The 16,529-nt window shown below is 44.6% G+C and carries 11 protein-coding genes; 7 read left to right on the plus strand and 4 right to left on the minus strand.

The annotated features are described in order from the left end of the window. Positions 1–175: 175 nt before the first annotated feature. The 4 genes from QUA58_RS19780 to QUA58_RS19795 all read right to left on the minus strand — a co-directional run bounded on the left by QUA58_RS19780 (position 176) and on the right by QUA58_RS19795 (position 9,386). On the minus strand, positions 176–1,066 hold the full coding sequence (locus QUA58_RS19780) for an alpha/beta fold hydrolase (RefSeq protein ID WP_333395449.1): 891 nt from the start codon (positions 1,064–1,066) through the stop codon (positions 176–178). A gap of 344 nt (positions 1,067–1,410) precedes the next feature. After that, entirely contained in the window at positions 1,411–3,438 is a 2,028-nt protein-coding gene (locus tag QUA58_RS19785) for an adenylate/guanylate cyclase domain-containing protein (protein WP_333395450.1), read from the minus strand. Beyond that, entirely contained in the window at positions 3,404–8,119 is a 4,716-nt protein-coding gene (locus QUA58_RS19790) for a PAS domain S-box protein (RefSeq protein WP_333395452.1), read from the minus strand. Before QUA58_RS19790 ends, QUA58_RS19785 begins: the two co-directional genes overlap by 35 nt. Before the next feature lie 757 nt (positions 8,120–8,876). After that, a complete protein-coding gene (locus QUA58_RS19795) occupies positions 8,877–9,386 on the minus strand; it encodes a hypothetical protein (RefSeq protein ID WP_333248205.1) in 510 nt (169 codons plus the stop codon). Between the two features lie 77 nt (positions 9,387–9,463). Between QUA58_RS19795 and QUA58_RS19800 the strand changes: the two genes are divergently transcribed. The 7 genes from QUA58_RS19800 to QUA58_RS19830 all read left to right on the plus strand — a co-directional run bounded on the left by QUA58_RS19800 (position 9,464) and on the right by QUA58_RS19830 (position 16,491). Further along, complete coding sequence (locus tag QUA58_RS19800; RefSeq protein ID WP_333248203.1) at positions 9,464–10,381, plus strand: histone deacetylase; 918 nt, start codon at positions 9,464–9,466, stop codon at positions 10,379–10,381. Positions 10,382–10,523: 142 nt separating this feature from the next. After that, on the plus strand, positions 10,524–11,534 hold the full coding sequence (locus QUA58_RS19805; protein ID WP_333395454.1) for a glycosyltransferase family 2 protein: 1,011 nt from the start codon (positions 10,524–10,526) through the stop codon (positions 11,532–11,534). Positions 11,535–11,779: 245 nt separating this feature from the next. Further along, positions 11,780–12,766: a glycosyltransferase family 61 protein gene (locus QUA58_RS19810; RefSeq protein ID WP_333395456.1), complete on the plus strand. Its 987-nt coding sequence runs from the start codon at positions 11,780–11,782 to the stop codon at positions 12,764–12,766. 35 nt (positions 12,767–12,801) lie between these two features. Further along, positions 12,802–13,383 carry a serine acetyltransferase gene (locus tag QUA58_RS19815; protein WP_333395458.1) on the plus strand — a complete coding sequence of 194 codons (582 nt, stop codon included), beginning with the start codon at positions 12,802–12,804 and terminating at the stop codon, positions 13,381–13,383. A 137-nt stretch (positions 13,384–13,520) separates the two neighbouring features. Then, a complete protein-coding gene (locus tag QUA58_RS19820) occupies positions 13,521–14,036 on the plus strand; it encodes a serine acetyltransferase (protein WP_333395459.1) in 516 nt (171 codons plus the stop codon). A gap of 99 nt (positions 14,037–14,135) precedes the next feature. After that, complete coding sequence (locus tag QUA58_RS19825) at positions 14,136–15,149, plus strand: glycosyltransferase (protein ID WP_333395461.1); 1,014 nt, start codon at positions 14,136–14,138, stop codon at positions 15,147–15,149. Between the two features lie 46 nt (positions 15,150–15,195). Beyond that, complete coding sequence (locus QUA58_RS19830) at positions 15,196–16,491, plus strand: glycosyltransferase family 4 protein (RefSeq protein ID WP_333248190.1); 1,296 nt, start codon at positions 15,196–15,198, stop codon at positions 16,489–16,491. Positions 16,492–16,529 lie beyond the last annotated feature (38 nt).

Consider the following 16,529-nt stretch of genomic DNA (forward strand, 5'->3'; position numbering starts at 1 on the left):
GCTCCTCACACGTCCATCAATATAGCTGACTCAGTAAATTGTGTCAATACTTTTTACAAAAATTGTTTTTTGAGTCGGCTGTTGCCGGGGTGTCGGTGCGGTGGAGCGAGGCAAAACTTTTGCACTCCATGGGTTTGACTCGATCGCCCAAGGGTTGCCTTGAGCAGAAAAAATTTTACTTCAATTCCAGCATCCAGTCCAAAATCAGAGCGTTGACTTCACTCGGCCGCTCGTCGTGGGGACAGTGGCCTGTGTTGGGAATTGACACAAATTTCACTGGTTTATCGTTGGCTGCCAATTCTTGATAAATCTGGCTGCCGGCGATCGGCGTCCAGGGGTCGTCTGCGCCCCAAAGTACCAATAACGGACGATCGACTTTGGGCAGCAATTCTGACGGTTGAGGGCCCGCTGGGGCCGTGAGAATCGAGGCAAACACTTGTTGAGCTCCGGGCTCGCAGGAGGGGGCGTGGAGGAGTTCTACGAGTTCGTCGGTGATGGCTTCGCGGTTCCCGTAGACTTGGCGCAGGGTGTTGCGGATGCGGTGTTTTTGGCGGATGTTGTTGAAGACAAACGGGCCGATCAGGGGCGATCGCACTAATTTAGTAAAAGTCCCCATCACTACTCGCAGCGGGAAATTTAGTTCGTCCGGCCGGTGGTTGAGTCCGCCGGCACAGTTGATTAAGACACCGCCGGCTGATATTTCTGGATGGTTGGCGACTACCATCAAACTCAGCAAAGCGCCGATCGAATTTCCGACAAATACCGCCGGTTCCTGTACCAATTCTGTCCAGAAATCAGTCAGCAATTCTTCCCACAATTCCAGAGTGTAATCAAGCGCCGGTTTGGCGGAAGCACCGAATCCCAGCAAGTCCAGAGCAAATACGCGATAGCCACCGGCCGCTAGTGGGGGGATATTTTGCCGCCAATGTCCGATCGAAGCCCCAAATCCGTGAATCAAGATCAGAGGGCGGCCGGTTCCTTGGACGGTATATTGGATTTTGTGACCTTTCCAAGTCCAAATTAGCTTTTCAAAACTCGTTGCAGATACTAATTGTTGTGCAGTCACGGCTATTATGTAAAGTTTCGTTAACTACTTTCATCATAGCAGCACAATCCGTTTATGGCCGGGCTAGGAGCAACGCCACACAAGAACCTTGAACAAATAGTGGAACAGGCTAGAAGCCCGTTCTTGATAATAATGCAAGATATCAGATTAAACTGAGATGTTGCACGATTCTCAATTACCTATTTAGGAACGGGCTTCTAGCCCGTTCCACAAAATTCAATTTTATTGTGGAACGGGCTTCTAGCCCGTTCTTGATCATGGTGCAAGATATCAGGTTAAATAAACCTACTTTCTTCTTTATTCCCCCTTCTTCCTTCCCAATTTCCAATTTCAAATTCCCATTTTTACCTTTTTCCTAGCAACCAATAAGTCCTCATGTTCCCCTTACCTTTCACCGGAATTACGCCTCGCATCTCCAACAAATACTTATCTTTTAAAAGCTCATAAGTAACATCAGTAACTTGAATTCTGCCTGCAAAACCCGTACCCTCCATCCTCGACGCCACATTCACCGTATCTCCCCACAAATCATAGGTAAACTTGCTAACACCAATCACTCCCGCCACCACCGGCCCGGAATTGATGCCGATGCGAATTGCCAGTTTTTCTCCGGTCTCGGCCGACAACTTGGCTATTTTTGCCTGCATTCCCAGGGCCATTTGGGCGATCGCCTCGGCGTGATCCTGTCTCGGCGTAGGCAATCCCCCAACTACCATGTAAGCATCGCCAATAGTCTTAATTTTCTCCACACCGTACTTTTCAGCTAACTGGTCGAAGTGCGAAAAAATTACGTTCAAGCGCTTGACCAACTCGGTGGGAGACATTCTAGCAGACAACTCAGTAAAGCCAACAATATCAGCAAATAAAACACTTACTTGGGCAAAACTGTCGGCGATCGTGCTTTGCTCTGCTTTCAAGCGTTCTGCGATTGGTTTGGGTAAAATATTTAACAGCAACTTCTCGCTTTGTTCTTGTTGAACTTTTAGTGCTTCTTGTGCTAATTTGCGCTCGGTAATGTCAGAAACAGTACCCTCATAGTAGAGCAGCTCACCTTTTGAATCTCGAACAGCCCGAACATTTTCTGACACCCAAATCCGGCGCCCGTCTTTGCGACATACCATAGATTCAAATCCCGAAACGGCATTTTCAGCATCCATAGCAGCTACAAATTCGAGGCGGCGTTCCGGGTCAACGTACAGTTGCTGAGCAATATTTTTAATCTCGGACATCAGTTCTTCTTGCGAGTCGTAACCGTACAATTTTGCCAAAGCTGGATTAGCGCTGAGATAGCCTCCGGAAGGCGTGCTTTGAAAAATGCCTTCCATCGCATTTTCTACAATGCTGTGATATTTTTCTTGAGCGATACGCAGCAATTCTTCTGCTTGTTTGCGCTGAATCAAAGAACCTAATTGAGTGCCTACCGCATTAAAAACGTCTATAAATCGTGCATCTTTCCGACCAGACGAAATTTTAAAGAACACTAGGACTGCCAATACTTCATCGCCTACCAAAATCGGCACGCCAAAACCCGCTTTGAATCCCAGTTCTAGTGCTATTTGACTTCGCAAAAAATGCGGGTAGCCCCTGGAAATATCTTCTAGCCATTCCGGTTGCTTGGATGCCCAAACTCGTCCCGGCAGCCCTATATTCATGGGAAATGTCAGTTGTTCGCTTTGGCTGCGAAACGATTCCAGGCTCGCGTTGCTCGCATACCAGCCACGGGCAGATTGCAGGACAGTTCCTTCTGAATCGGGAATCCAAGCTTCTCCGACATCCCATCCGATTGTTTCGCCAACTTGGTGCAGAACTACTTCTAAAGCTGAGTGAAAGTCTATAGCTTCGCCGATCGCCCGCGTAGTTTCCAGCAAAAATCGGATTGATTCTTCAGCCCGCTGCCGTTCTGCGATTTCTTCCTGCAATCTAGAATTGCGATCGTGCAGTTCCCTAGCTTGCAGTTGCAGTTTGGATTGCAGCGAACGAAGGGAAAGTTGGTTTTGGACGCGGGCTAAGACTTCTTCTACTTGAAACGGTTTAGTAATATAATCCACTCCTCCTACTTGAAAAGCTTTAACTTTTTCCAGCACGTCATCTAGGGCACTAATAAAAATTACCGGAATATCTTTAGTTTTTCCGCTTAACTTTAACTGCTCACAAACTTCATACCCGTTCATTTGCGGCATATTAATATCTAGTAAAATTAGATCGGGAGGAGATATTTGTGCCCCTTGCAGAGCCAAGTGTCCGTTAATAGCCTTTCTGACATGATACCCGTAAGATGTCAGCATAGTGGATAAAAGTCGCAAATTATCCGGCATATCGTCAACGATCAGAATGTCTTTAGGAGTCGCTGGTAATGGATGGTCGTTCATCATAATATAATTGAGTTAAATCGATAATGATATCTATCCGAAAATTATCCACTAAATCTGTTAAAGCGTTAGCGAGATTTGCCTCAGTTTCGGGAATTTGCTCGATGAGTTCGAGGATGCGGTTGTCATCAACACAAAGTGCTGCTCGGTGCAACTCGACCACCCAGTCTGTGGGCATTACACTCAAATCCTCGGTGGTCAAACTTTTAAGCAGCGTCGGTGTTGAAAAAGAAGTAGATAAGTTTTCTTTTTCATAAATATAACGCAGGTTGAGGTGATGCGCTATCTTTTCAAAGAGTACCTCTTCCCGAAACGGTTTACATATCAAATCGTTACAACCTGCAGACAAAATTATTTGTCGCTGCTCGTCAAAAGCACTGGCAGTCAAGGCAATAATTATTGTTTCTTTACCTTCTAGAGTTTTCTTAATCTGTCTTGTCGCGTCATACCCATCCATCACGGGCATCAGCATATCCATTAATATCAAGTGCGGCTTCCAAGTTGAATGCAAAGCAATTGCTTCTTGACCGTTAACTGCTTCCCGGACTTCAAATCCCAGGGGTACCAGCAGCTTAAGCAGCAGTTGGCGATTTTCCGTTACATCTTCAACTATTAATATCCGATAAGTGTCTTGTCCGGCTTCTAAAGCAATAACTTGTTTAACCGCAGGTTTTTCTTGCTCGTCACTTTCTGTTACTAAGTTAACCTGGATATTAAAGCTGAAAGTTGTACCTCGATCGAGTTGACTTTCAACAGCAATATCACCTCCCATAATTCGGACGAACTGTTGGCTGATCGGCAATCCCAGCCCGGTTCCCTGCATGGATTTTCGACCTGTTTCGGTTTGTACAAATGGCTTAAATAATGTGGAAATTTCTGAGGGAGAAATGCCGGGCCCCGTGTCGGCAATTTCAAAGCACAATTGGGATATTTTTTCTGCGGTGGCGTCTTTTTCAGCTTGGCTGCTGACACGCAAAGTAACGGTTCCCTGCTGAGTAAATTTAATCGCATTGCCGAGCAGGTTAATTAAAACTTGCCGCAATTTAGCTTCGTCTGTTTGAATGTACTGCGGCAAATCCTCGGCATTTTCAAAGATTAGGTGCAAACCTTTTGAGTTGGCTTTTAGTTGCAGCATTTCTTTGAGACTGTTGAGAAGGTTGTAGAGATTGAAGCGGCTGGGATTGATAGTAATTTGACCTGCTTCTATTTTGGACATTGACAAAACATCATTAATGAGTTCTAGCAAATGTTCGCCGCTGCGGTTAATAATTTCTATGTATTCTTTTTGTTCTTCCGTGATAGAACTGTTGCGGGCCATGACTTGGGAAAAACCGAGAATGGCGTTGAGAGGTGTGCGGAGTTCGTGGCTCATGGAAGCTAGAAATTGGCTTTTGGCGCGGTTGGCAACTTCGGCGTTTTCTTTCGATTTAATCAGTTCCATTGACTGCCTTTGAGTGCGGGCGAGCAATTCTGCTTGCTGTAATGCTACTCCTAGCTGAGTACCTACATCAACTGCAACGTTGATTTCAGCTTCACTCCACTGGCGGGGAGCTGAATTTTGATAGGATGCTAGTAATCCCCAGAGCTTTTTGCCCGAAAATATTGGTACAATAATGTAGGATTTAGCTTGAAATTTTTCTAGCAAGTGGATGTAACAATTATCGAAACCTTGCTTGTAAATATCTGGGACACAAAGGTAAGTTTTACCTCGGCTGTAGGCTCCGCCTTTGGTTTGTTGCAAATAGGTATCGTGGACTTCTGGTGAGATACTATCTAATTTTTGGACAAGGCAAAGTTCGCTGTCTAAAGCCCCTTCAGTAAGGTTAGAATCGAGTTCCTGTGCTTGGATGAAAGAAACCCACTTGCGGTCAAGGGATTCGGCTACAAATTCGCCGCTCCAGTCGGGATTGAAACGGTAAATGGCGACTCGATCGCACTTCATGGTTTGGCGCAATTCTCGGGTTGTGGCGTGAAAAATTTCTCGGATATCTAAAGTTTGCCGCATTCTTTCAATGATGCGGGCGATCGCTCTTTGTCGTAAAGCACTTTCTTGCAGTTCGGTTTCTGCCTGCTTGCGTTCGGTAATATCTACAGCCATTAAAGCAATGCCGATCGCTGTACCGTTATCGTCAATTAGCGGAGTATTGTACCACTCGCAGATGATAATTCTGCCGTCTTTGGTAAGATTTTCGGAAGTGCCGCTGGATTTGGCATTCAAGTCGTGATTGAAAATCTCAGATACTTGCTGGTGATAGCTTTCAGGTACGATCAAATCGGAGGCGAGTCTCCCTTTCGCTTCTTGCTCACTGTAGCCAAAAATAGCAACGGCTGCGGGATTCCAAGTGATAATTTCTAAATTCAGGTTTAACTCGATAACTGCGATCGGCGTTTGCTGCAATAAAAATGAGATTCTTCGCTGCGAGGCTAGCAGTTTTTCTTCGCCCGCTTTGCGGTCTGTTATGTCATTAGCCGTGCCGAGAATTTGTTTGGGTTTACCATCAGTTGTTCTGAGAAATACTGTATCCCAACTGTGCATCCACCGCCATTCACCGTTTTTGTGCCTCATCCGGTATTGACATTCAATGACATCACCATCTTTCGCTCGCTCCACTTTTTGGACGCTTTCTAAAAGGTTTGACAAATCCTCTGGGTTGAGCAGCGTTGACATCATTGCTGTACCCATATCTTGTATTTCTCGGGCGGTGTATCCGAGCATCGTCGAAATTTGTCGGTTGCTGTAGACATTCCGCTGTTCAATTACATCGTAAACGTACAATAGGTTGGGATTGGAATCGGCGATCGCTTGAATGAAGTGCTGGCTTTCTCTGAGTGCGGATTCTGTTTGTTTGCGAACGCTAATATCTCTGGCTACGATAATCACTGAATCTGGAGTAAGCGGAGAAACTTTAGCATCGAGGCAAACTTCGCGCTTGCCGACTTTAAAGCTATATTCAACATTGATACTTTGCTTCGTTTTTAGAGCTTGTTGGATGGCATTTAATACTAAATCTGCTACAGGTTTCGGTAAGACTTCATGGGCGGTTTTATTAATCATTTCGCTGGGATGTTTCACCAAATTTGTTGATGCTGTCGGGGCGATTTTGATACAGCGCCCTTCTGCATTTCTCACTAAAACTGTGTCAGTCATGGCGGCAAAAATCGCCCGCAATTCTGTTTCAGATTCTTGTAGAGCTTGCTCGGCGCGGACACGGGTGCGAATTTCTGCTTGCAGCACTTTATTTTGCCGATCGAGCTGCTGAATTCGGTTTTTTTCTCGATCGATCAATTTAGCTTGAGCGATAGCGAGCCCTACTTGAGCCGCTACAGATTCTAATAAGTCGATTTCCTCGGAAGTCCATTCCCGGTAACGATCGCACTGGTGCAAACAGATAGCACCGTTTGCCCTGCCTTGGTAGGAAGTGCGAATTGCCAGCATCGATTTTAACCCAACCTTCTGGCAAATCGGTTGAACAGCTTGCAACAGAGGGTCTGCATAAACATTGTTCGAGGCGATCGCCTGATCTTGTATCATCATTTGTATGACGTGAGGATTGCCCCAAATTGGAACAGGTACGTTCCGAATAGATTCACACTCCGGTTCGACATACTCGGCCGCCAGAGGAATATCGACTTGGGGGGTAGTAACGTAAGTATGAATCAAACAGCGATTGGCGCAGAATGCCAGACCGATTTGAGTTGCAGCTATTTGAAATATTTGTTCTGGCTGCAAGCTTGAGCGAATTTCCTGAGTTATTTTTGCGATCAGCAATTCTCGCTGAACTTGCCGTTCTAAAGCAGCTTTAGCTCCAGCCATTTCTATTTCTGCGTGCTTGCGCTCGCTGATATCAAAAAGTACGCCATACCAAACAATATCGCCATTATCGCGCATTTCTGGCCGAGAATTAGATTGCAGCCATTTGAGTTTACCAGACGGTGTAACAATCCGCCATTCAAAGGCAAAAGGTTCTAAAGTTTGGGCGCTAGTAGCAATTTGTTTTACCAGATATTCCTGGTCATCTGGATGATTTTGAGCGAAGCACAAATCTGGATCTTTTAATATTTTTTCACTCTCTAATTCGTAAATTTCCCTACAAGCATAACTAATATATTCAAATTTGAAACTTCCATCGGGCTTGTTGATAAATTGATAAATAACTCCCGGTATATTGACCGCCAATTTCTGCAACCGCGCTTTGCTTTCCCGGAGTGATTCTTCTGTTAGCTTGCGAAATTCTACCTCTTGTTGCAGTTGGGCATTCTGTTGTTTTAATTGTTTTGATAGCTGTTGTATAGTCAATTGACTTTCGATACGCACTAAAACTTCTTCCACTTGAAAAGGCTTAGTAATGTAGTCAACACCGCCGACTTCAAAAGCTTTGACTTTGTGAAAAGTCTCATCAAAAACACTCAAGAAAATAACCGGGATTTCCCTCGTTTTCTCGTTGGATTTCAGTCTAGCACATACTTCATATCCGTTCATTTTGGGCATGGCAATATCTAGCAAAATTAAGTCGGGGAGAACGGTTAAATTAGCATTGACCGCCATTTCTCCCGAAATCGCCCGCTGAACTTTATACCCTTCTTTCGTCAATATGTTTGATATAAACCGCAGGTTGTGGGGCTGATCATCAATAATTAAAATGTGAATACTTTCTTTTTCAAATATCATTTTTTGTCGGGTCATTGTGATTTTTTTAGTGCTAGCAGCAGATTGATGATTGAATAAATTTAGCGATTACTTCCGATCATAATTATTTATTAAACCTTTTCAAACTCAGCAAATAGAGGATTAATTTTAGATATTAGCCCATCAACTAACGCACCTTCTATTTTTTAAACTTATTGGTTGCTTGACTTAAGGTTTACCCTCAAATTAACCGTATTTAACCATATCTTATTGCCGAAACAAATCCCCTTATTTGATGTCCAAATTAAGTTTGCATAAAAACAATCCTCGCTTAGGCACTCCAGACCAAAGCAACCGGGTTTTTTGACTTTGTTCAAGGGCTGCGACAAAGTATTTTCGTACAACCCGGTTGATGCGCCCAAAATAGTTTTTTGCTTGACTTTAGCATTAAAATTCCCAGGAGGATAACGCAAGTTTGTGGATATTGTGCTGCCACATTCAAAGGGTTTTAGCAGAGATACACACCTGGACATACCGCGAGGCGAAGAAACCGTTTTTTTTTACTCTTGTGGCTGCAACAAAGTCTGGCTGTGAAAAACCTCGGTTTTGATGCACCCGCCCATCAGTCTTAAGATAGTTATAGGTAACTAAGAGTATATAGAAATCCTAAATCATTTGTGAATTTCTTACTCCCTCAGAGCGGGTTCGGGGAGGGTTGGGGTAGGGTAAAAAATTTATGACTTCTGCAAGGATTGCTATAGATCCATCCACCCGCCCCCAAAGCCTACGATATAAACTATTTTCTCTGTCTTTTCTATGCCAGCAATTCCTTAAGTTTAGCAATATTTTCATGGCTGAAGTAAATTTTAATTTCTAGTTCTTGGTCAGCCTCCCACAACAGCAGCATATTATCTTCGCCCAAGGCGATTTCGGGATTGTTTAATTCCAGTGTTTGATATTTAACTTCTGGAATTCCTACGCGAATTACCAGTTCCGATTCCAACTGAGGATAGATGTACAATTGCTGTTGCAAGTTATCAAGTTCTAATTTGTCAACAGTGTTGTTACGTTGGACTGGAGAATCGGGTATATACCAATACAGAGTTTCCTCCCGAATTTCGGGATTGACTATCACAAATGTTTCGTCAAAACGCTGGGGGTGCCAGTGAATTTCGCTCAGACCGCCGATTTGCGGAATCAGTCGCTCTACCCAGCTAATTTCTTTACCGTTGAGGTTTCCCCACCACTCACTGATATTATGGAGATTGTCAGCATTTTCGGGGTGGCTGCTGCCGGACTGCCAGACTGTTTTTAGTTGTTGCATATACAGGTTCTCCAGCGAATTTAAATTTGAGATTGCAGGCTTTCAATTGGAGATTCATTCGTTATACAATAATTTTAATGGACTTACCAATTATTTACCACGAAGATTACGTTGCACCTCTGCCACCGGATCATCGCTTCCCGATGGCAAAGTTTCGGATGCTTTACCAGATGCTGCTCGCGGACGGGGTAGCAGATGAATCGCAATTTCACGCTCCTGAACTTCCCCCTCAAGAATGGATTGAATTAGTCCACGACCACTCCTATGTTCAAGCTTACTGCAACGGGACGCTCGATAACAAAGCGACTCGGCGAATTGGTCTGCCTTGGAGTCGCGCCCTTGCTAATCGCACTTGCACTGCGGTTGCAGGCACTGTACTAACTGCCAAGCTCGCTTTAGACTATGGTTTGGCTTGCAATACAGCAGGCGGAACTCATCACGCCTTTCCTGCTTTTGGGTCGGGTTTTTGTATTTTTAATGATTTGGCGATCGCCTCTCGCGTCTTACAAAAAAATGGTTTAGTTCGCAAAGTTTTAATTGTCGATTTAGATGTCCACCAAGGAGACGGAACCGCCGTAATATTCCAAGATGACAGTAGCGTTTTTACTTTTTCAATGCACTGCGAAGTCAATTTTCCCGGCACTAAACAAAAGGGCGATTTAGATGTACCTTTGCCGGTGGGTATGGAGGACGACGAATATTTACAAACATTGGATAAATTCTTACCAGATTTGCTGTCAAATGTCAAGCCTGATTTAGTTTTGTACGATGCTGGAGTAGACCCTCATCACGGTGACAAACTGGGAAAATTAGCTTTAACTGATACGGGCTTATTTCGCCGGGAAATGCAAGTTTTGATGGCGTGTTTGGCTGGCGGCTATCCCGTTGCCTGCGTGATTGGCGGGGGCTATTGCGATGACGCTCAGGGCTTAGTTTATCGACATTCACTGCTGCACCGAGCCGCCAGTCAAGCCTACAGGCAGTATCGACTTTGATCCAGAGCGACGATACTTCCGAAATATGGCCGAAAAAACAGTCTCCCTCACCCAAACAAATAAAAATACTATTAGCGATCGCTCCAGCTTGCCAGATGGGTACAACTTGAGCTAAAAAGTTGTTAAACAAACAACGGTACTTATGTCGAAGGCCAGCGAGTCCAATCACCCCTATCCACTGCTGGTTGTCATTGTTAACTACCGAACCTCTAGTTTGACAATTGACTGCTTGCGCTCTCTAGTTAGCGAAGTTCAATCGCTGCCCGGTACGCGGGTTGTAGTTGGCGACAATGCTTCAGGCGACAATTCTACCGAAGAAATACCAGCCGCTATAGCCGCATTCGGCTGGAGCGAATGGGCCTCCTTCGTTCCCCTAGAGCGCAACGGCGGATTTGCCTACGGCAACAACGCCCTGATCCGTCCCGCCCTAGAATCCATCAATCCCCCCCCTTACATCCTGCTGCTCAACCCAGACACCGTAGTTCGCCCCGGAGCTCTCAAAGCACTGGTTGACTTCATGGACTCCCACCCCGAAGCCGGCATCGCCGGCAGCCGCTTGGAAGACCCCGACGGTACTCCCCAGGAGTCAGCTTTTCGGTTTCACAACATCTTGACCGAACTCGATTTTGGTTGGCGGACGGGCTTTATATCCAAGTTATTAGCCAACTGGGCCGCAGCGCCTCCCATTTCCCAAGAAACCTGTCAAACTGATTGGGTAGCTGGAGCCAGCATGATCGTCCGTCGCGAAGTATTTGAAAAGATTGGCTTGATGGATGAAGCTTATTTCATGTACTGCGAAGAAATGGACTTTTGTCTGCAAGCGAACAAAGCTGGCTGGAGTTGCTGGTACGTACCCGAAAGTCGCGTTGTCCACTTAGTCGGCCAAAGCTCAGGCGTCACTGACACCAAAAAGCCCGCCAAGCGGCTGCCTATCTATTGGTTTGATTCCCGCCGTAGGTACTTTATCAAAAACTACGGCTTGGTTTACACAGCATTAACTGATGTATGCTGGGCTTCGGGTTTTGCTGCGTGGAGGGTGCGCCGCGCAGTGCAAGGCAAGCCAGATGGGGACCCGCCAAACTACCTCAAGGATTTCCTGCTCAATAGTGTATTTTTAAAAGGAGGTGAGATTGAAAAATCCAAAAATTATTAAGGGATTTTTGTAAACAAGTCTAAGCTCGCTCTATCGTCGTGTTAATTATAACCAGTAAAGCATTAGCTGAGGTAGCAAAACAATGGATATTTTTAATAAAATAAACAAGGAGGTTGAAGAGAGATGAACTAACACAAAAAACAGAAACTGAAAAACAGGAACTATGATTATCGGAGACAGTTCCCGAGTTGAGTGAAATATACACAGAGACCGATCACCTAATTCAGATTAACAATTAACAGCAGATGAACAGCCAACCAGAAAAAAGCACTGTATTGCACAACAAACGCACAATCGTAGCAGCATCAAAAATGTTTACCTACCCAACGCGGTTGGCCAGCGCGTGGAAACCCGACATCATGGAAATTAACTTGCCGGAATATCAATTAAAAAGACCAGACCTAGAAATCAGCATCCGGCAAGAATCTACGCGGACGGTTCCCAACAGCAGCAATATTTATCGGAAAATCTACAGAAAATTGGCAGCTCCGATGCAAATTGACGGAGAATACATTTTAGATTCCCGGTATGAAACAGACGGCAATATAGCCCACATCATGACTGGCCCAGTCCTCAGACTGTTAGGAGCGCAAAAAATTTGCGATCAAGTAACGGTGGTTTTGCGATCGAACGCCAACAACATGGCGAAAAACGTCTACAAACTGCTGGGAGCGTCCATACTTTGCACGGACAAAGACATTAACGGCAAGCTGGTACTTGCAGATGAGCGCTATCCGGGCGCTTACGAAGGGTGTTACAATGCTTTATTCGGGGAGTTAGCTTTTGAGGGATTTAATCCGCAGACTCCTGAAAAAGTGTTTATCTCTCGAAAAGGCACCAGAAGTTTAATCAACGAAAGTGAAGTAGAACAGACTTTGCAAGCATACGGATTTAAGAAATATTACTTTGAAGACATACCGATTAGCGAACAGTGGTCGGTAGCCAGAAATGCTAAAGTTATAGTGGCAATGCACGGTGCAGCGCTGGCTAGCCTTGTATTCAACAGCAACAAAGTTAAGCTGATAGAATTATTTCACCCCGGTTACGTAGTTGATATGTACCGCCACATCGCAAACGCTGTGGGCGGAACTTGGTGCGGTGTTAGCGGTCAAATTACACAAGATGTAATTGCCAAACTTGATTTCAAGCAACAAGCAAGATATTTTGCTCTGACTCGCACCAAAATCGATATAAATTCTCTGCGAAGGGCGCTAGAATATTTGGGTGAATAGAAAATTAAATAAGTAAAAAAATAGGGGAATAAATTATGGTAGCGCAGCCACAAGTAACAGAAAGTGCCAATCAAATAAAACCCTCAGAATTGGGACTGTGGCAGCAAATTAAAGAAGACTGGATTGCTCATGGTCGAGATTGGACAAAACCGGGATTTCGGGCCGTAGCAGTTCAAAGGTTCGGCGTCTGGAGAATGCAGGTAGAACCGAAATTACTGCGAGCTCCTTTGAGCATTATTTATCGATCGCTCTACCGAAAAGTCCGCAATAGTTACGGGATAGACTTGCCTTACACTGTGAAGCTGGGTCGTCGCGTGGTGATTGAACATCAAAACGCTATTATTATTCATGGATATTGTACGATCGGCGACGACTGCATTATCCGCCAAGGTGTAACGTTGGGAAACCGCTATTTGGACAAACCGCTAGAATCCCCTCAATTGGGCGATCGGGTTAACGTCGGCGCTGGTGCAAAAATCCTCGGAAAAGTAAACTTGGGAGACGACGTAAATATCGGTGCCAATGCTGTAGTTTTATCAGACATTCCAGCCGGTCAAACTGCTGTTGGTATTCCTGCTAAAATTATCAAATCCCGCCCTTCTGAAAACAATGCTTAAATCATTTTCTGACTTCTGACTTATGCTATAACTGCGGCGCAATTCCAGCAATCTCCCCAGTCAAGTTAGAGATTACTCTTAAGATAAACCGTACAAATAGGCACAATTGTCTACATCATTAAAACACTGCACAAACAATGGTTGAGTCAATCACTAAGTCAATCATTTCTGCTACAGAAGCAGACTGGAGCCGCGAAAAATTTAGCAAGTGGTGGGAACCCAGTCGCCAACTGCTTAAATCTATCCGCCACTATCAAAAGTGGCAGAAGCAGGGTGGAATTGCAGGATATATTTTATGTCGTTGGAACGTTATCCAGCATCGATTTTGGAGCGTTGTAACTGCAACAGACATCCCTTTAAACTGCCAAATACAAGGAGGACTGCTGCTGACTCATCCTAATGGCATTGTCATTCATCCCAGTGCTTCCATTGGCCCTAACTGTCTGATTCTTCAACAGGTGACAATTGTTGCTGATGTCAAAATCGGCGGTCACGTCGATATCGGTGCAGGAGCAAAAATTATTCGTTCCGTAACGATCGGCGATCATGCTTTGATTGGTGCTAATGCTGTGGTGATTTGTGACGTGCCACCAGGTGCAACCGCAGTGGGAATTCCCGCAAAAATCATCGAAAAAAAAACCCAGGAAGTCTGAAAAATAATTTCTAGAAGTCACAGAAAAATTAGGAAATTAGCTGGACTTTTATTAAAATATAAAAGGAACTACTCAGTAGTCGCATTCAAGGGGTAAAACTTGAAACAAATTGGATTAGTAGCGATCGGACGAAATGAAGGGCAGCGCCTCCGCCAGTGCCTAGTGTCAGCCACAGACAAAGTTGCCCGCGTCGTCTACGTCGATTCCGGCTCAACAGACGGTAGCCTAGAGTTGGCCCGATCGATCGGAGCCGATACAGTAGAACTAGACTTATCTATACCGTTTACCGCAGCACGCGCCAGAAACGAAGGCTTTGCCCGCTTGCTGGAACTAGCACCAGACATTGAATTTGTCCAATTTGTGGACGGTGACTGCGAATTGATTGACGGATGGATCGATCGAGCCTACAGCGAACTCGTAGCCAAACCAGACGTAGCAGCAGTCTGCGGGCGCAGGCGCGAACGATACCCCGAAGCAAGCATCTACAACCAATTGTGCGACATCGAGTGGGATACCCCCATCGGCGAAACCAAAGCCTGCGGTGGCGACTCCATGATGCGCGTAGCAGCATTTCAGCAAGTCGAAGGTTTCAATCCCGCACTAATAGCCGGCGAAGAACCCGAACTGTGCTTGCGGCTTCGCCAAAAAGGTTGGAAAATTCTTCGCTTAGACGCAGAAATGACCCTGCACGACGCGCAAATGACCAGTTTCGCTCAGTGGTGGAAGCGGGCTCAAAGAGCGGGTCACGCCTATGCCGAAGGTTCCTGGATGCACGGAAGCGAACCAGAGCGCCATTGGGTCAAAGAAACGCGCAGCACCTGGTTTTGGGGCTTAGTCTTGCCAGCCCTAGCCTTGGCAATGACATGGCCGACAAAAGGCTGGAGCCTGTTACTATTGAGTGGCTACCCCTTAGCAACCTATCGCACCTATAACTATTATATAAAGCATCAGGATCTCACAACTAAAGACGCAGCCATCTACGCTTTGTCATGTGTATTAGCCAAATTTCCCCAGCTACAAGGTCAAATCCAGTTTCACCAGCGCCGATTGCTGGGGCAGCAGAGCAAGCTAATCGAATACAAAACCACCAAGTCTATTAATTCAGCCAGCTAGAATTACAGCTAACGTCCCAGAAAGTTCACCCCTGAGTAGCAAACAAATGAGTAATAAAAAATTAAAAGTTTTACTAATTGTAGAACAGTGCAATCCTGACTGGGCATCAGTACCTTTAGTTGGATACAATTTTTTTCAAAAAATAAACAATTTAGTTGATGCAACACTCGTTACCCATATTAGAAATAAACCAGCCCTTGAAAAACACCCAGAATACGAAAAAACTATCTACCTTGAGGAAGGAAAGTTAGCCCATCAATATTATAAAATAGTAGAAAAGCTTACCGCCACCGGGCGAGTAAATTGGCCAATTTATCATGCCTTGAATTACCCCATTTATGAGCAATTCAATCAACAAGTATATCAAAAATTCAAAGGAAAAATCCTCAACGGAGATTATGACATAGTTCATGCAATCACTCCCATGATGCCGCGCTATCCGTTTAAGGTAGTCAGTGTATGCCAGCAGACTCCTTTTATTTTAGGGCCGGTGAATGGGGGCATTCCTTTTCCACCAGGTTTTCAAAAAACTGCAAGACAAGAATTTGCTCAATTTAACTTTTTGAGAGCAGTTGGTAGAGCATTAATTCCCGGTTATGTAGAAACTTACCAAAAAGCCGACAAAATCTTAGCAGGTTCAAAATATACTTTAAATATGTTAAAAGATTTGTTTGCAATCCCTGACCAAAGAATTGATTTATTCTACGAAAATGGGATTTCCGAGGAATTTTTAAATCAGACAAATATCCTTAATAAAGATGTTAGCAAGATTAATCTGCTTTTTGTGGGTAGGTTAGTTCCGTACAAATGCGCCGATATTGTCATTGAGTCTATTGGCAAATTAGACCAGGAAATTCAAAGTAAAATCCGCTTAAGCATAGTAGGAGACGGCTCAGAAAGAAACAACTTGGAAAACCGAGTCAAGGAGCTTAATTTAGGCGAAATAGTCAGCTTTGCCGGATGGGTCAATCAACAAGAAACTCTAGATTATTACAGAAAAGCAGATATTTTTTGTTTCCCTTCAATCCGAGAGTTTGGCGGCGCAGTGGTAATGGAAGCTATGGCTTGCGGACTCCCCTGTATAGTTGCTAATAACGGCGGTATTGGTGAATACGTGAATGAAGAAACTGGTTTTAAGATCGAGCCTATTTCTAGAGAGTATCTCACCCAGGAGTTGACAAGTAAAATTAAGATGTTGGTGGAAGATGATAAGTTGCGGGAAAGTATGTCAGCTAAGGCGATCGAAAAAGCAAGAGAATTTGCGTGGGAAAACAAAGCCATAAAAATCGTCGAGATTTACGAAAAAATGCTCGGTGAGAAAAGTGTTAGTGCATCGACATAGTAGAGCGATATTGTTTAGTTAAAAATTAGAAAGCAGGT

The sequence above is a fragment of the Microcoleus sp. N9_A1 genome, from assembly GCF_036701795.1.
Classification (GTDB): domain Bacteria; phylum Cyanobacteriota; class Cyanobacteriia; order Cyanobacteriales; family Microcoleaceae; genus Microcoleus.